Genomic DNA, 17,649 nt, shown 5'->3' with positions numbered 1-17,649 from the left:
TACTAGGTAGTCTACGATCATGGATTTTTTTGGTGAGCAGCGCATACGTACGCGGCGCAGTCTATTGCTATATGGGCTGTTTTTTTTAATTGTGCTTGCTCATATAGCAGTAGCGCTCGCTGTCATGGGCTTACTACTGACGATATTTACAGGTGGTGTATACCGCTGGGTATTGATACTGGTTATTATCCTGACGCTAGGCAGTTTTTTTGTTGGTAGTTTTTTAGAGTATCAGCGCTTGAGAGCGGGTGGACGTGCTATTGCTCAGCGGGTAGGAGGCGTTAGATTGTTCATTGATAACAGTCAGGTACCCTGGCAGCATAGTCAAGGGGTGACGCATCAACATAAAAGTGAAGACAAGGTTCGTTATAGCGCGCGCCATATCGCAGTAAGTGACGAGCGTGACTTTCCACCAGTTTATCGGCGTTATTATGAAATAGCACAGCAGCTAGCGATCGCGTCGGGACTGAGCACACCAATACTATATGTATTGCCTGATGAGCAAGGTATTAATGGTTTTGTCGCTGGTCGCCACAGTCAAGATATGGTACTTGTCGTTACCCAAGGAGCGCTAGATAAACTATCTGATGAAGCGCTATATGGGCTCATTGGTCATGAGTATGGTCATATTTTGCATGGTGATGCCAATTTTAACCTACAGCTAATGGTAGTGCTGGCGGGTCTGCAGATACTGTACGACTGGAGTGATCCGATCTCCAATCATATCTCTAATTATCGTTACTTTGATAGCGATACCAGCTCCCAGAAGTCACTATCACAAAGGCAGGTTGATGTACTTGCGCGCAGTACAGAAGCGCAAACGGCCAGTTTTACCACACATAGTGAGTGGGTGACATACTGGCAGACACAGTCGCAGCAACAGCAGTCGTCTGCCAAGCGCCAGTCTAGGTGGGTGCAAAATAGACCAGTGATTGATCGACATGCACCGCGCAGTATGTGGACATTGCTGCTGCATGGTTTGAGCTTCTCGAGCATGGCAAGTGCTCAGCTGATTAAGCATAGCTTTAACCGTCAGCGTGAGCTACTCGCTGATGCAACCAGCGTACAATTGACGCGCACACCTGCCATTTTAGAGACATTAAAAGCCATTCACCAAGACTCGCTTGGGTCACGTTTGACTGGTATTGCCGATATCAATGGACTCAGTCATTTTTTCTTTGCCAGTAGTGGTGCTGATTTGGGAGACGTATCATGGTTTGCTACTCATCCAAGCTTAACTGAGCGTATGAGCGCTATTAATGCGGATGCCTACCATGACTTTGCCATACAAGTGGCGACAGAAAAGCGTCTCAATCAACAAAAAATCAAAGAGATATATCGGCAGCGCCAGCTAGGTAACTGGGGCGAGGTAGATACAGCAACTACTCAAAATAGCCTAAGCAGTAATTCAAAAGTAATGGATAAATCACTACGTTACTCATCTTCAAATTTTAATCAAAAAAGTAAGGCTAAACATAAGAGCGTAGATGAGCCCATAAAGGGGTACTGTAATGATAGTTTTTGCGAACAGCGCTCTATTTCTGATAGTCATAAAAATAAAAACAGTTATCAAGCAGACGAAGGTCTTGAATTCACTCAAGAGACAGACAAGATTATCGATGGTAGATTACAAGTAGACGCTGTATCTGTAGATGACGATAGTACGCTAAAGCCATGGCAGGCAAGACCTAATGTTGATTTGCCAAAAAATACATTGATAGAAATCAGTGATAAGCAAAAGGTATTACTACCGCAATACATCATCGATCACAGCCATCATCCTCTAGGCGCGCTGGCATTGATTGAAGCGGTTATGCTTTGCCACCAAAGGCGACCACTATCAACGAATGCGTTTTATAGTTTGATAGATATTTGGGGCGCGGCTGGCGCGGTGGAAACTAACAACTCTAGCGATGAGCAGCTTTTACCACATAGGGTAGATACTAAGCTACTGACGCTAGTGGCCAGTGTAGATCGACGTCTAGATAGCGCTTTGATTGAGCTTGCGTTAAAGCAACTAAGACAGCACGATTTATCTGAGAGATCTATCAAAAAATTAAAGCACAAGAGTCATGATAATCATAGTCATAACAGCCATCAGTACTATAAACAACAAGAAAACTGCCGTACGATGTTGTTGCGTTATCAGCAAGGGATGTTAGGTTTATTGAACCAACAACAAGCGTATGATGTTACCCAATACTTCATTCATCATTCATCTGACAAAAAGTCAGCTAAGGATAGTATTTCTTCAGGCTCGACTTCTTCGAATGATTTGGCAGCTTTGGCGCAGCAGCAGTCACCAACATTGTCATTATGGCAAGCGCTACATTTGCTGCAATTACTACCGATGCTGTCTGAGGTTTTACACGATACAGACGCGCCATCTTTGGAGCTAGAGACACTGAGTTCTGGTATAAAAGACATATATGCCCAGCTAGATCCGTCAGGACAGGTATTTGAGGGTCTCAATACGGCTGAGGTATCGATTATAGTGTTACTGGCTTATCGATTATCAAAAGACGCCAAAGGTCAGATGATCTCAACGCACGCTAGGTCGCGATTGAGTGAAGGTGATGAGAGTGTGGTGCATTATATTGTTGACTTGAGACGTCATGCGCGCTTGATTGATATTGATTTGTCGACAGTTACCGATGCAAATTTACAATGGCTATTATTGACTGTTCAACACTTAAATAGTATACAGTTATTGGCAGTTATTGCTGTCGTTCCTGTTATCACCAAACAGTCTATTAATAGCTCCAAAAGTGCTCAGAATGCTGATAGTGATCAAGAGAGACAACAGTATGACAGTCAAATAGATTATAATGATACTGATGCACTCAGGCCTACTCATAATGACTATCGACAGTGGCTAAGTACATTGCATACTGTGATGCTACACGATACGATAATCAGCCAAGATGAGTATGATTGTTTGCTTGCGATGGCAGAATACTGGCTGGGTGTTCGAGAGCTTTTTTGACCCATGCCGGATTACTTCTTACCTGATAATCCGCGCTTAATAGATAGCATTATGCTTGTGCGATCAGTGCCATCGAAATTACAAACCCATCTATAGATGATATAGATAACATAATCAGGACAGTAGAGTCGTATGAGTGATATCCAAGACCCGCTGAGTGTATTGCAGCGCCGTATGCAGCAACGCCAAATATTAGCGATGATGGGTATCGATCAGTGGGTGCAGCCTGAGTCAAAGACCATCACTATAGAGGATATTGCGGCATCGCCAAAGTATCAATCAAATACTGACCATCCTACTATTGAGTTAACAAGTGACCAGTCGAGAAATACTGAGTCAAAAAATACTGAGTTAGCGAGTGCTGGTTCTATAGACGTAGTAGATCCATCACTGATGGACTATGGTACTGATAGCTCTGATATCGTAAGTTCTGATATTACAAGCTATGACGATATCAGCAGTGATAACGACATTAGTAGTGATTTTAATGGACGAGATGACGGTGTACCACAAGCCAGCGTTCAAAACCCTGTCACGTATAGCTTTGATACGCTGTCGGAATATGATAATACCTCGAGTTACGATGATACCTCAAGTATAGAGACAGACCGATTAGCCATCAACGAAATAGAGCAGTCGACGACCGAACCTGTAGCGCGGCACTCATTTGCTCAAGGCAGTAATAATGATGCTGGCTCAAAAAAGGTAGCGCCATTCAACTTGCAAGGTGGTCGTTACGGTGACTGGGTGATATTGGTAGATATTCAAGCACTCAGTAGTGACAGCCAAAAGCTGTGGCAAAATATTACCCAAGCGCTATCACTCACTCATGAGGAGACATCATTTCCCATTTGCGCTGGTATGGACACAGCTGAGCTTGCTAATGCTAGTCTTGCTGGTTATATCTTTCGAATAGGCCTGCGCGAAGAGATACAAGTTGCTGCGTTGACGGCGCTACCTGACGGTCTTTATCATCCCAATCTTACTATCGTACCGACATTAGACGATATGCTTGCAGACAGCGATGCTAAGCGAAAGTTGTGGGAACAGATATCTTCGTAAGATACGTCTACACTAATACTGCTATACCTTTTTTTATCAACAAACCGAAATAAAATAAGCTTATTTATTTCCCTACACCTAGGATCGTAATTATGTCCATCAACTCAACGCCTACCAACCCAGAGCCCACCAATCCAACTGCTTCTATTAGCCCAACTGGCAGTACCTCACCACATCGTTTACCAAATTTCTGTGCTGGACCTGCGACGATGCCAACAGCGGTATTAGAGCGCGCCCAGAGTGAACTGCTTGACTGGCAAGGACGTGGCCTATCGGTCATGGAAGTGAGTCATCGTAGTAAAGAATACATGGCAATCACTGATAAAGCAGAAGCCAAGCTACGCGCGCTTATGGAGATACCAGACAACTATAAAGTGCTGTTTTTGCAAGGCGGTGCCAGCTTGCAGTTCTCTGCTATTCCATTAAACCTATTGAACGGCGGGCGTGGTGATTATTTGACGACAGGCGCGTGGTCAGGTAAGGCTATCAAAGAAGCTAAGCGTTATGAAGCGCTCGGTTTGGGTGAGATCAACTTGGTTGCAACTGGCAAAGAAGGCAACTTTACTAGCGTGCCGCCTCAAAGTGACTGGAGCGTAAGTGAAAATGCTGCTTATTTTCACTACTGTGCCAATGAGACCATTCATGGTTTGCAGATATTTGAGCCGCCACAAGTAGAGGCGCCAATCATTGCTGATATGTCATCCTCTATCTTGTCACAGCCTATCGATGTGTCCAAATTCGGTATGATCTACGCGGGCGCTCAAAAGAACATTGGTCCTGCAGGTTTGGTTATCGTTATCATTCGTGATGATTTACTTGGGCAAGCTAGCGAGTGGTGTCCTATGCTACTGAATTATGAGCACCAAGCAGATAAAGAATCAATGTCTAACACGCCAGCAACGTATTCTTGGTACTTGGCTGGATTGGTATTTGATTGGTTAGAAGAGCAGGGCGGCGTCGCTGCTATCGGTAAGATCAATCAGCAAAAAGCAGATCTACTCTACAAAACAATCGATGACAGCAGTTTTTATAACAACCCAGTAGACCCTCAATACCGTTCTATCATGAACGTACCATTTACGTTAGCGGATAGTAGTTTGGATAAGGTGTTTTTAGAAGAGTCAGAAAAAGCCGGCCTACTCAATCTAAAAGGCCATCGTGATGTAGGTGGTATGCGAGCCAGTATCTACAATGCCGTACCGCTTGAGTGGGTACAGCAGTTGGTTGACTTTATGATCGCGTTTGAACAAAAACACGCTTAAGCGAGCCAATCAAGAGGTGGCTATAGAGCTTAATATGTACCTCAATGTCTCAACGTCGAAGGACGCAAGTACATAAAATTATAAGTAAGTAGGCGCAACTGATAACGGTTGCGCCTTTTTTGTGAGTCTATTTGCTAGCATAAGTTTAAATATTATGATTGATAATGCGACATCTATGCTGGGCAACATAGCAAACCATTAGGTTAAAAAACCTAAGTTTGTTATGATAAAATTTTGCGATGATGATATTTTGCCGTCAGTACTTCATTTTTTGTACCCAAATTGGTTAGCACAGAGGTCGATTAGAAGATCATGATAATAAAAAATACTCTGCTAAAAGCTGCGTTGCTAACCGCCACTGTCAGCTGGATACCAAGCAGTATCGCTGCGCCCATCACAAAAACAGCGCTTGGACATAATAGCCCTACCGAGTACATCAATGCACCATACATGCCCTATGCCAATCCAAGAGCACCATCAGGGGGTACGCTCTCTCTCGATGCCCGCGGCACGTTCAACAGTGCTAACAAATGGATGACCACGGGTGTGGCAATGATCGGTACCGATTATCTGTACGATACATTGATGACGGGTTCACTGAACGAAGCTTTTACCATGTATCCGCAGCTAGCAAGCAAAGTGACCTACGACCCAGATGATACGAGCTGGATTATTTATCATCTTAATCCTGCAGCCCGTTTTTGGGATGGATCACCTGTGACCAGTTACGATGTCAAAGCAACTTTTGATGCGCTATTGAATAAGGGTCCCATGTACATCCGGAGTTACTTGGGAGATATTAAGAACGTTGAGATTGTCGATAATCAGCAAGTAAAGTTCGTCTTTGCCTCTACTGAAAACAAAGAAATATTACTAACAGTCGGACAGTTTCCTATCTTTGCCAAATCCTCAATCGATGCAAATTTTGAGACCATTAGCCTGACGCCCTTAATGGGCAGTGGCCCTTACAAATTAGGGCGCGTTGATGCAGGCCGTTCAGTCAGTTATATACGTGACCCTAATTACTGGGGCCGTGATTTGATGGTCAATCGCGGTCGCTATAATTTTGACATGATTAAGTTTGTTTATTATCAAAGCGATGAGATTGCTTTTGAGGGTTTTAAGTCTGGTCAATACCGCTTCCGCCCCGAAAACAAAGCCTCGAACTGGGTAAGCGGCTATAACTTCCCAGCGGTAAAAGCAGGACTGATCAAAAAAGAAACGATAACCAGTCAAAACCCAGTGCCGATGCAAGCGCTGGTCATGAATATGCGTCGACCGATCTTTCAAGATATTAGGGTTCGTCAGGCTTTAACAGCGGCTTATGACTTTGAATGGATGAATAAAACTTTGTTTCATGGTCAGTATGAGCGATTGCAGAGCTTTTTTCATGGCTCGGAGCTTGCCGCAACAGGCACACCGTCTGACGCAGAGATGCAGGTACTAACGCCTCTATTGTCTGAGCTTGAACCTATTCAGCGCAAAGCAACAGTAGCCGAATGGCAGCTGCCTACCAGTGACGGCAATGGTTTTAATCGTGCAGGATTGTTAGAAGCGCGGCAGTTACTACTGGCGGCTGGGTTTTATTATGACGATATGAAGTTATATCAGCCTGATGGTCAGCGCGCCCAGATCGAGATGCTGATGACGGGTGAGACCATGGGCCGTGTATTATTGCCCTATATTCGTAATCTAAAGCGTTTGGGGTTTGATGCAAGTTTGCGTCAAGTAGACGGGCCGCAGTACTATGAGCGTATGCGCCGATTTGACTATGATATGGTCGTTGACGTGTTCGCTCAAAGCCTATCTCCTGGTGCTGAGCAGGCTGCGTTTTGGGGTAGCGCTGCCGCTGATGAGCCAGGCAATCACAATAGCGCTGGTATCAAAAATGCTGCCGTCGATAAGGTCGTTGCTGCACTTGGTAGTGCTAAAGACCGCGATGAGATTGTACTATATACGCAAGTGCTAGATCGGTTGCTGCGAGCGGGTCATTATGTCGTGCCACTCTATGGCAAGTCTGGGACCAATGTGGCGTATTGGGATCAATATCGCCATACAGCAACCTTGCCAACCAATGCCGTTGGTATCGACTACTGGTGGGTTGATAAAGAAGCAGAAGGGCGCATCAATAAGTATTTAAAGCAGTAATCAGCATTCAAAGCAATATCCCGCGTCTGTTAACAGCGCAGATCTTATAATAACTGATGGTCAGGTGTGCAGGCTTCGGTTATGGAATAAAATCGATATTAAATAACTCAAAAATAACGAGCAACAAAAATAACTATTGGTAAGGATTTAACATGAGTATCCGTATTCACCCTATTAAAGCATTCAATGATAACTATATTTGGACGTTAATTAATGATAATAATAAACAAGCAATCGTCATTGATCCCGGTCAAGCTGAACCAGTCATTGATTATTTGGAGACAAATGAGCTGGAGCTGACCTCGATTTGGACCACTCACCATCATCATGATCATATCGGCGGCGTTGTAGCGTTGCAAGAGTCGTATCCTATGACCCATCTGGTTGCGCATAGTGAGCATGGGGTTGATGAAGACCAAACGATAAAAGATGGTAGCACAGTAAGTGCATGGGGCTGCTCAGCACAGGTTTGGGATGTATCAGGGCATACGGCTAGCCATATGGCTTATATCTTAGATATTGATGGGCAAAAACATTGCTTTTGCGGTGACACGCTATTTAGTGCAGGTTGCGGCCGTGTCTTTACGGGTACCATTGAGCAATTGCATGATAGCTTTAAGCGTTTAAATGGTCTGTCTGAAGATACGCTGTTGTACCCTGCACACGAGTATACGGCTAGTAATCTACGCTTTGGGCTATCTATTGAGCCTGCCAATGAGCAAATGCAGCAAGCGCTCGCACAAGCTGAAACGAAGACTGCCCACGGCGTGCCAACATTACCAGTGACATTAGAGCATGAGCGCGCGGTCAATGTGTTTTTGCGTACGCAAGAGCCAAGTGTCATTGCTGGGGTTGAGTCCAAAACGAGTATCGATGATGAGAAGTCTTTAACGGTATTTGCGGCATTACGCGAGCTAAAAAACAACTTTTAAAGCACGTTTTTGATGCGGCGACTGCTTTCTTGCTTATACTCAACACAACATAATCCGCTGCTGTCGTTATTACCATCTCTCTCTATCTCATCTAGGAAGTCGCCATTATGGGTCGTTATATCTTAAAAAGACTACTGCTGATATTGCCGACACTATTTTTGATATTGCTTGCCAATTTTGTCATTGTACAAGCGGCGCCTGGGGGTCCTGTTGAGCAGCAGCTGGCGCTTATTGAGCAAGGCGCAAAAGACAGCGCGCTCAGTGGTAATATCGGTGCGGGTAGTGCAGGTGGTAGTGACAGTACTTATCAAGGTACGCGTGGTCTCTCTGAGGAGATGGTCGCTGCAATCAATGCTCAATATGGCTTTGATAAATCAGCACCAGAGCGGTTTTGGTTAATGCTAAAAAACTATGCTCAATTGGACTTTGGGGAGTCGTTTTTTAAGGGTCAAACAGTAACTGACCTTATTGTAGAGAAGCTACCAGTCTCAATATCGCTTGGGCTATGGAGCACACTGCTTATTTATATGATTGCCATTCCACTAGGTGTGTATAAAGCCATGCACCATGGTTCAGGTATTGATAAAGCCACAGCCATGCTGCTTGCTATTGGGCATGCGATACCTGTGTTTGTGTTTGCCGTGATCTTACTGGTGTTTTTTGCAGGGGGGAGCTACTGGAATATTTTCCCGCTACAAGGATTGACGTCTGAGAATTTTGATCAGTTAAGCGCGCTTGGTAAGGTTAAAGACTATTTTTGGCATCTGGCACTACCACTGCTGGCAAGCACAGTGGGCGGATTTGCAGGATTAACGTATCTGACCAAATTTAGCTTCTTAGAAGAGCTGGGCAAACAGTATGTATTGACTGCTCGCGCTAAGGGGTTAGGTGAGCGTCAAGTGCTATACGGACATGTATTTCGTAACGCGATGTTGATCATCATTGCTGGTATTCCTGCTGCTATTGTGGGTATTTTCTTTGCGGGTAACTTTTTGATTGAGATTATTTTTAAATTGGATGGCTTGGGCTTGTTAGGTTTTGAAGCGATTCAGCAGCGCGACTATCCAGTGATATTTGGTACGCTGTTTATCTTTACGTTGGTGGGACTGCTATTACAGTTGATTAGTGATTTGAGCTATCACTTGATCGATCCCCGCATTGATTTTGAGGGACGCTAATGTCAAGCAATCAATCTCCATTAAAGAGTAAGACTGGTAATAGTGAACCAGATAAATTGCAAACCCATGAGCAACCATCTATACCAATGAAACAGCGCTTAAATCCTATTTGGCAAGCAAGGCTCACGCGCTTTCGCCAAAACCGGCTTGGCGTGATATCGCTGTTTGTTTTTGCAGTGATATTTGTCATTTGTATGGCGGCCAATGTCATCGCCAATGACAAACCACTGCTGGTGAAGTATCAAGATGACTATTATTTCCCTGTCTTAAAAGCCTATCCTGAAACCACTTTTGGCGGTGTGTTCGAGACTGAGACCAATTATAAAGACCCTGCAGTGCAGTCGCTAATCGATGAGCAAGGTTACTATGTGATGCCGCCCATTCCGTTTGCTGATCAGACGCCCAACGTTGAGCTTGGTCTGCCTTATCCCGCGGCGCCCAATGCGCAGAACTGGCTAGGTACTGATGATATGGGGCGCGATGTGCTGGCGCGGATACTATATGGGTTGCGAGTGTCGTTATTGTTTGGTCTAGCGCTAACCCTAGCTGGTGCCTTGATTGGTATTATCGTAGGTGCAGTGCAGGGCTATTATGGTGGCTGGGTGGATCTGGCAGGACAGCGATTCATGGAAGTATGGGGCGGTATGCCGCAGCTCTTCATGATTATTATCTTAGTGAGTCTGTTTAGTCCCAGTATCAGCATGCTGTTTGCTATGATGCTGCTTTTTGGCTGGATGGGTCTGGTAGGTTTGGTACGGGCAGAGTTCCTACGCGCTCGTAACTTTGACTATGTACGCGCCGCCCGCAATTTGGGCGTTTCTGATAGTCAAATCATGCTCAGACATATTCTACCCAATGCGCTCGCGTCAAGCTTATCGCAGCTGCCTTTTATTTTAACCGCCAATATCATTGCGTTGACCGCGCTGGACTTTTTGGGATATGGGTTGCCACCTGGTTCACCATCTTTAGGGGAGCTTATGGTGCAAGGAAAAAACAACCTTGATGCCCCTTGGCTGGCTTTATCAGGGTTTTTTAGTCTGACTTTTATTTTGTCACTGCTCATCTTCGTCGGCGAAGCACTGCGTGATGCATTTGATCCGAGGCGCTCTTGATATGACTGATACTATAATTGCTACTAAAAACGACGTATTAGAGACGCCAGAAAAAGGCATTCATCAGACGAAAGGTAAGCTTGTGCTGAGCGTAGATCAGTTGATGATCACAACCGTTACAGGTATCAATTTAGTAGACAAGCTGTCTTATGAGCTACGACAAGGGCAGACTCTAGCGATCGTTGGTGAGTCAGGCTCTGGCAAATCGATTGCCAGCCTAGCGCTCCTAGGTCTGCTACCAGAGAGCTTGACTATTGATGGTACCGTTCAGCTGGCAAGTACATCAGGCATGTCCAAATTACCTATAGCGAATGACAAAGCACGTAACGCAGCTCTACGTCCTATTCGTGGGCAGCGTATAGGCATGGTATTCCAAGAACCAATGACAGCGTTAAATCCGCTGCATACAGTCGCTAAGCAAATTGCGGAGTCTTTACGTCTAAGCGGCGTACCCAAAAAGCAGTGGCGTGACACCAGCATCGCGCTGCTAAATGATGTCAATATTACCGATCCTGCTGATAAGTTAAATCGCTATCCGCATGAACTCTCAGGTGGTCAGCGTCAACGAGTGATGATTGCTATGGCGCTAGCACAGCAGCCTGACATATTGATTGCTGACGAACCTACCACAGCACTAGATTTGACCTTGCAGCATGAGATTTTGACACTATTGGATGATCTCAAACGCCAACATAATATGGCAATGATACTGATCAGCCATGATCTGAATTTGGTCAGGCGCTACAGCGACGAGGTTATCGTCATGCGTCAAGGTCAAACGATAGAGCAGGGTCATACCGCTACTGTATTTGAGCAGCCCGCAGCAGACTATACTCGTACGCTCATTCAGCAAGACTTCGGTCAAGCATTAACGCTAACGGGCGATAACGCAGATACACGCTTGAACGTACTACAAGTGAGTGATCTCAAAGTACAGTTCCCTATCGAAAAAAGTCTATTCGGCAGTACCAAGCGCTGGTTTGATGCGGTCAAAAATGTCGATATGACCCTGCAAAAAGGACAGGCACTCGGTATCGTTGGTGAGTCTGGCTCTGGCAAAACCACCATTGCTCTCGCGCTCAGTCAATTACTCAGTAATCAAGCACATATCGATGGACAGATAATGGTCAATGGGCAAGATATCTCGGCTTTGTCAAAGAGTGCATTGCGTACGTTCCGCTCGCAGATACAGATGGTGTTTCAAGACCCGTTTGCTAGTATCAATCCTCGCATGACAGTCATGCAGATCGTGGAAGAGGGACTGTTGGTACAAGGCGTGGATAAAGGTACTCGTCAGCAAGCAGTGATGGAGAGCCTAGCAACAGTACACCTGCCTTTATCCTTCGCGCAGCGCTATCCACATGAGCTATCTGGTGGACAACGTCAACGCGTGGCATTGGCGCGCGCGCTCATCATGAAACCAAGTCTACTCATATTGGATGAGCCTACCTCTGCACTAGACAGTACCACGCAAGTCGCTGTAGTCAGTCTACTGCGTGAAATTCAAGAAAAACTGCAAGTCAGTTACGTCTTTATCAGCCATGACCTAAAGGTAGTACGCGCACTATGTCAGCACATTATGGTACTAAAACAAGGCACGTGCGTGGAATCGGGACATACCGAGGATATTTTTAACAACCCACAGCACCCATATGCACAGCAGTTACTAAAAGCGAGTACAATTTAAGCTAGACGTATTATTTTGAGTGAAATGTTGAGCGAATCTACCAAATCGAAATTTAGAGTAGTAGCCTGGAGCAACGAGCTGCTAGCAATCAGGACATAGCAGTTCATAATAATAGCGACATACCAAAAAGCGCAGTGGTACAATTATTCTCAACAGTCGCCAGAGCTAACCAAATTTTAACTAAGTTCTAGCTGAGCCTTTTTGTTGTAGGCATAAGTATTTATTCTGCCAATAGTAATCAAACACCATCAACTGGTCACACAGTTGTTATCGCGGTTAAAATCATCATTGAAAAGGATTTTTGTACCCATGAAAAAACAAAACAGTATGACCAAGCTGGTCAATAGCACAGGACTCCAGCATGCTGGCTACTTGGCCGTTGCTAAGACACGTGCCAAAGTACTAAAAGCAGTCTCTTATGTGATACCTATCAGAAGACCGATGTTATTTGTTGGAGAGTCTTCTTGTGACGAGCTGTGTGATATGCTCATAAATGAAGGTAATACCAACGTGTTTATCGTCACTGATGCCGTGCTAAATAAGCTTGGTATACCTGCAAAGATTACTGACTATCTAGATGCAAAAAATATTCGTTATCATGTTTATGATGGTATTACGCCAGATCCAACCTTCAAGGTTGTTGAAGAAGGACTGCGTCAGTCTATAGATGCCAATTGCGATGCTGTCTTAGCTATTGGCGGTGGTTCAGTGATTGATGCTGCCAAAATGATCGCGATGTCTCAAGGCAACAAGTGCAAGCCTCAAAAACTAATCGGCATTCTTAAAGCAAGAAAGCCTTCAGCACCACTATATTGTGTGCCGACCACAGCAGGTACTGGTTCAGAAGCAACGCTTGGTGCGGTCGTCTCTGATGACAAAACACACCAAAAAGCCCTGTCTATCGACCCAAGAATGGTGCCGCTCGCCGCTGCGATTGACCCTGTTATCATGAAAGGCATGCCAGCCCATATCACAGCCGACACGGGCATTGACGTATTGACACATGCATTAGAAGCATGGATGAGCGCTAATGCAAGCGTAGAGACAGACTACTATGCAGCCTCTGCCGTCAAATCTGTTGTGAATTATCTGCCACTGGTGTATAAAGATGGCGGCAATCTAAAGGCTAGAGAGAAGATGGGGATCGCTGCCCATTATGGTGGAATCGCTTTTAACAAAGCAGGTTTGGGTTATGTTCATGCTATCGCGCATCAGTTAGGCGCTTATTATAGTATTCCTCATGGTCGCGCTAATGCCATCGTGTTGCCTTATGTACTTGACGTCAATCGCAAGGCAAGTAAAAAGAGACTGGCAGCACTGGCAAAAAGAACAGGTATGGTACAAGATGGTCAAGCAGGCAATGGTGATAGTGAAATAGCAAACCATCTCATTGCACAAGTCAGAGAGCTGATTGCCGACTTGAATATCGACCCAACCGTTAGTGGTATGCAAACCAGTGATTTTGATGACATTGCAAAAGCTGCTGCAAAAGAAGTCAGTGATACCTATGCGGTACCGACGTATCTCTCAGCATCTGAAATCAAAGAGATATTAACGAAAATTAAGCAGGCAAGTGACAATGAAGCAAAAGAAGACATCCAAAAGGTGTCATAGTTTTTTACTAACACGCTTATGATAAATAAAGAGCCTATTCTTCTTTTGAGGATAGGCTTTTTTAATACGTTTGAGACAATAACGTGATCAGAAGATCTGCCAAATATCTAGTTTTTCTTTATACATCGATCATAATTTTTATATACTGTATTGATTAAAATACAAGATGATCATCATATTATTGTTTAATTTATCTTCTGCTCATTCGTATTTGATAAAAAATAACTTAATAAATTGTAATATGTAACAATACAGGAATGTTATGGTGACACATAGGCGTTAGGATAGTTAAATAACATTACGTTTAGGAGATTTTTATGAATCGCATATTGCCCTCTAAGATCATGGGACTGATTGTCATTGCGAGCAGTGCGCTTTATGCAGGCTGTGCATCTACCGAGAACAGCACCACTGTAAAAAATACAACAGATGCTAATCCCTATGCACCGACTACTCCAGGACTGGCAGTAGCCACAGTAGCTGGCGGGTGTTTTTGGTGTGTTGAAGCAGGCTATGAAAAAATCCCAGGCGTAGTTGAAGTGGTATCTGGCTACACGGGAGGCAATACCGAGAACCCAACCTATAAAGAAGTATCAGCAGGGGGTACGGGTCATACAGAAGCGGCGCAAGTATACTATGATCCCAAAAAAATCACATATAACGGTATAGTGCAAGCATTATGGAGAATTGCTGACCCCACTGACGATCAAGGACAATATGTCGATCGTGGTACACAGTATCGCCCAGCGATTTTTTATAACAATGCTCAAGAAAAGCAAATAGCAGAATCTGCCAAGCAAGCATTGCAAGATTCCGGGGTATACGAAAAACCAGTCGTGATTGAGATTGTACCTACGAGCACGTTTTATCCTGCTGAAGAGTATCATCAGGATTATTACAAAAAGAACCCAATACGCTATAAAGCTTACACGTTCAATTCTGGTCGATACCAGTTTATCGAAAGCGTATACGGCAAAGACTATGAGCTAGATTTTAGCCAGTTTGCACCTACTGCAAGTAGTGCAGAGCCAATGATATCTAGCCAAACGATCAGCAGTACAGTCAGCACAGGGTTCAATCCAGATACCTTTGTGAAACCTGCACAAGATGAGTTAAAAAAATCGCTCACTGATATTCAATATAAAGTCACTCAAAAAGACGGTACTGAGCGCGCCTTTGACAATGAATATTGGGATAATAAAGAACCTGGACTGTATGTCGATGTGATATCTGGTGAGCCATTGTTCTCTTCACGCGACAAATACAAATCTGGCACGGGCTGGCCAAGTTTTACTCGTCCATTAAATACTGAGCTGGTCGTTGAAAAAGAAGATCGCGGTCTTTTTTCGACGCGTACTGAGATTCGTAGCCGCTATGCGGACTCGCATGTCGGTCATGTATTCAATGATGGTCCAGCACCGACAGGTAAGCGATATTGCATGAACTCAGCAGCACTACGTTTTATTCCGCTCGCACAGATGGAAGCCGCTGGTTACGGTCAATGGATAGATGAAGTTAGACCAATGAGCTAGTACCGTTTTTTATAATCTACTCAAATAAAAAGGACGCTAAATGCGTCCTTTTTGCTATTTATAATAGGTGAAATCATCCACAGCATTTAGAAAGCAGGCTGACGTTTAGGTACAGCGCCCAAAAACTCGTTACGAGCTTGGATATTGTGACTGTATTCACCAAGCATCGCCGTACTACGCGTAGTCGAATGCTGTTTGCTGACGCCGCGCATCATCATGCACATATGTGATGCGTCCATAACGACCGCCACTCCGCGGCAGCCAGTGACATCCATGATAGTTTGTGCAATCTGCTCACTCAGGTTTTCTTGTATTTGTAGACGGCGAGCAAACATATCGACAATACGGGCAAACTTCGAAAGCCCTAGTACCTGGCCATCAGGTAGGTAGCCGATATGAGCGACACCATGGAACGGCAGCATATGATGCTCACACAATGAATAGAACTCAATGTTCTGCACCAGTACTAGCTCACGATTGGTCGATGGAAAAACAGCATCATTGACCACTTCCTCGATGCTTTGATGATAGCCTTGAGTCAAGTGAGCAAAGGCTTTTGCAGCACGTATAGGCGTATCTAGTAAACCCGGACGATCCAAGTCCTCGCCAGTCGATCCAATCAGTTGGCGATAAGATTCGGTACTTTCTTTATAATCTGGAGTTGTTATTGGGGTGTTACTCATAAGTTTGGCAGCCATCCAAAATGTGGGTGTAGCTTAACGCTGAGTCCTATCATGTGAGGACTCTTATAAAAATTGTGCAAGCTGGGAAGGGCTGTGATTATACTCGAAATCTGCTGAACTTCATACTGCTGTGGCGAGCGGTTGAGTCTTTAATCAATAAGGAAGTGTTTGGTACTTAATCGCAACAGTGCAGCGTTAGTATTTGAAGTACGATTTTGACAAACAATAAGCTAAATATTAACGTTCACGCGTTTTATTGTGAGGCGCCAATGCTAAAATGCACTTCAATGACTCGCAAACAGCGTTCGTTGATGACATTGCTTGAATTAATAAATCGCTGTTAGGCATTTTTATTTGATTAGCTGGTTGTATTAGCGAATCTACAGACAAGAATCAAATACAGTTTACGACTGTTTACTTAAATGAATTCGTGTATAATAACTCATCTTTTCATTTGTACTATTTAGTAGTCTCAATATTCTAATTACTCTAAATAAATTTTTATTCTAAATCATCTCGATTGATTCAAAAGGAAATCTTATGCTACTGCAAGGACAACGATTTGTCGTAACTGGCATCGCAAGTAAACTCTCTATCGCTTGGGCTATCGCAGAAGCGTTGCACCGCGAAGGTGCATCTTTGATTTTGACTTATCCAAACGACAAAATTAAAAAACGCGTCGATATGGCTGCCGAAAAGTTCGAAGCAGATTTGGTGCTAGAGTGTGATGTTGCTTCTGATGACTCAATCGCTGCTTGTTTTGAGCAAGTGACTGCCCACTGGGGTGATGGTATCGATGGCGTCGTACATGCGATTGGTTTTGCGCCGATGGATCAGCTAGATGGCGATTTTGTCAGTGCTACCACACGTGAAGGCAGCCATATTGCGCATGATATCTCAAGCTATAGCTTTGTTGCATTGGCAAAGGCCGCTCGTGAGTTGTTAGCGATGCGCCATGGCTCTATGTTGACCTTGACTTACGAAGGCAGTATTTCAGTGTTGCCAAACTACAATGTCATGGGTATGGCAAAAGCCAGTCTCGAAGCTAGCGTGCGTTACTTAGCGACGTCTATGGGCGGTGAAGGTATTCGTGTGAATGCAATCTCAGCTGGTCCTATCCGTACGCTTGCGGCTAGCGGTATTAAGTCATTCCGCAAAATGCTTGATGTCAGCGAAAAGATTGCACCACTGCAACGCAATATCACCCAGACCGAAGTAGGTAATGCAGCATTATTCTTACTATCGCCGTGGGCATCTGGTATCACGGGCGAGATTATGTTTGTAGATGCAGGGTTTAATACCGTTGCTATCAGCGAACAGCTGATGATGCTTGATGAACCAGCAAAGTAATGGGTTACACACTGTTTGCGAGTGAGAGTCATGTCTGTTCACTCAGCAGCGTGACTAGCATGCATAACGGTTGTTAAAATAATTCGTTCAGTGATATAAAAAG

Annotated in this window: 12 protein-coding genes; 11 read left to right on the top strand and 1 reads right to left on the bottom strand. The window is 44.4% G+C overall.

Annotated features, from left to right (window positions below):
* The first annotated feature begins 19 nt into the window (after window positions 1-19).
* From AC5JPY_RS01815 to msrB, 10 genes are all read left to right on the top strand, one after another.
* Window positions 20-2,986 carry a M48 family metalloprotease gene (locus AC5JPY_RS01815; protein WP_493851905.1) on the top strand — a complete coding sequence of 989 codons (2,967 nt, stop codon included), beginning with the start codon at window positions 20-22 and terminating at the stop codon, window positions 2,984-2,986.
* Between the two features lie 132 nt (window positions 2,987-3,118).
* Entirely contained in the window at window positions 3,119-4,048 is a 930-nt protein-coding gene (locus AC5JPY_RS01810) for a DNA polymerase III subunit psi (protein WP_493851904.1), read from the top strand.
* A gap of 92 nt (window positions 4,049-4,140) precedes the next feature.
* Complete coding sequence (gene serC / locus AC5JPY_RS01805) at window positions 4,141-5,310, top strand: 3-phosphoserine/phosphohydroxythreonine transaminase (protein ID WP_493851903.1); 1,170 nt, start codon at window positions 4,141-4,143, stop codon at window positions 5,308-5,310.
* Between the two features lie 315 nt (window positions 5,311-5,625).
* Window positions 5,626-7,458, top strand: coding sequence for an extracellular solute-binding protein (locus AC5JPY_RS01800; protein ID WP_493852717.1), 1,833 nt, complete (start codon window positions 5,626-5,628; stop codon window positions 7,456-7,458).
* A 152-nt stretch (window positions 7,459-7,610) separates the two neighbouring features.
* Entirely contained in the window at window positions 7,611-8,390 is a 780-nt protein-coding gene (gloB, locus tag AC5JPY_RS01795) for a hydroxyacylglutathione hydrolase (RefSeq protein WP_493851902.1), read from the top strand.
* Window positions 8,391-8,497: 107 nt separating this feature from the next.
* Window positions 8,498-9,568: a microcin C ABC transporter permease YejB gene (yejB, locus tag AC5JPY_RS01790; RefSeq protein ID WP_493843090.1), complete on the top strand. Its 1,071-nt coding sequence runs from the start codon at window positions 8,498-8,500 to the stop codon at window positions 9,566-9,568.
* Between the two features lie 86 nt (window positions 9,569-9,654).
* Complete coding sequence (locus AC5JPY_RS01785; RefSeq protein ID WP_493844421.1) at window positions 9,655-10,680, top strand: ABC transporter permease; 1,026 nt, start codon at window positions 9,655-9,657, stop codon at window positions 10,678-10,680.
* A gap of 1 nt (window position 10,681) precedes the next feature.
* Entirely contained in the window at window positions 10,682-12,367 is a 1,686-nt protein-coding gene (locus AC5JPY_RS01780) for an ABC transporter ATP-binding protein (protein WP_493843091.1), read from the top strand.
* Window positions 12,368-12,676: 309 nt separating this feature from the next.
* Window positions 12,677-13,981: an iron-containing alcohol dehydrogenase gene (locus AC5JPY_RS01775; protein ID WP_443527071.1), complete on the top strand. Its 1,305-nt coding sequence runs from the start codon at window positions 12,677-12,679 to the stop codon at window positions 13,979-13,981.
* A gap of 317 nt (window positions 13,982-14,298) precedes the next feature.
* Window positions 14,299-15,513, top strand: a complete 1,215-nt coding sequence (gene msrB / locus AC5JPY_RS01770) for a peptide-methionine (R)-S-oxide reductase MsrB (protein WP_443527072.1) — start codon at window positions 14,299-14,301, stop codon at window positions 15,511-15,513.
* Window positions 15,514-15,599: 86 nt separating this feature from the next.
* Here msrB and folE read toward each other — a convergent pair whose 3' ends face one another.
* The gene (gene folE / locus AC5JPY_RS01765; RefSeq protein WP_493843092.1) at window positions 15,600-16,196 is read right to left on the bottom strand and encodes a GTP cyclohydrolase I FolE; all 597 of its coding nucleotides are present in this window, start codon (window positions 16,194-16,196) and stop codon (window positions 15,600-15,602) included.
* A 540-nt stretch (window positions 16,197-16,736) separates the two neighbouring features.
* Between folE and AC5JPY_RS01760 the strand changes: the two genes are divergently transcribed.
* Window positions 16,737-17,546, top strand: a complete 810-nt coding sequence (locus AC5JPY_RS01760; RefSeq protein ID WP_319052298.1) for an enoyl-ACP reductase FabI — start codon at window positions 16,737-16,739, stop codon at window positions 17,544-17,546.
* Window positions 17,547-17,649: the final 103 nt, after the last annotated feature.

The organism is Psychrobacter sp. H27 (genome assembly GCF_059072655.1).
The sequence above is the reverse complement of the archived record's forward strand: the minus strand, read 5'-3'. Positions and strand labels throughout refer to the sequence as shown.

Coding starts and splice junctions, on each gene's coding strand:
- AC5JPY_RS01815 (WP_493851905.1), top strand. CDS start 20: ATGGATTTTTTTGGTGAGCAGCGCATACGTACGCGGCGCAGTCTATTG.
- AC5JPY_RS01810 (WP_493851904.1), top strand. CDS start 3,119: ATGAGTGATATCCAAGACCCGCTGAGTGTATTGCAGCGCCGTATGCAG.
- serC (WP_493851903.1), top strand. CDS start 4,141: ATGTCCATCAACTCAACGCCTACCAACCCAGAGCCCACCAATCCAACT.
- gloB (WP_493851902.1), top strand. CDS start 7,611: ATGAGTATCCGTATTCACCCTATTAAAGCATTCAATGATAACTATATT.
- yejB (WP_493843090.1), top strand. CDS start 8,498: ATGGGTCGTTATATCTTAAAAAGACTACTGCTGATATTGCCGACACTA.
- AC5JPY_RS01785 (WP_493844421.1), top strand. CDS start 9,655: ATGAAACAGCGCTTAAATCCTATTTGGCAAGCAAGGCTCACGCGCTTT.
- AC5JPY_RS01780 (WP_493843091.1), top strand. CDS start 10,682: ATGACTGATACTATAATTGCTACTAAAAACGACGTATTAGAGACGCCA.
- AC5JPY_RS01775 (WP_443527071.1), top strand. CDS start 12,677: ATGAAAAAACAAAACAGTATGACCAAGCTGGTCAATAGCACAGGACTC.
- msrB (WP_443527072.1), top strand. CDS start 14,299: ATGAATCGCATATTGCCCTCTAAGATCATGGGACTGATTGTCATTGCG.
- folE (WP_493843092.1), bottom strand. CDS start 16,196: ATGAGTAACACCCCAATAACAACTCCAGATTATAAAGAAAGTACCGAA.
- AC5JPY_RS01760 (WP_319052298.1), top strand. CDS start 16,737: ATGCTACTGCAAGGACAACGATTTGTCGTAACTGGCATCGCAAGTAAA.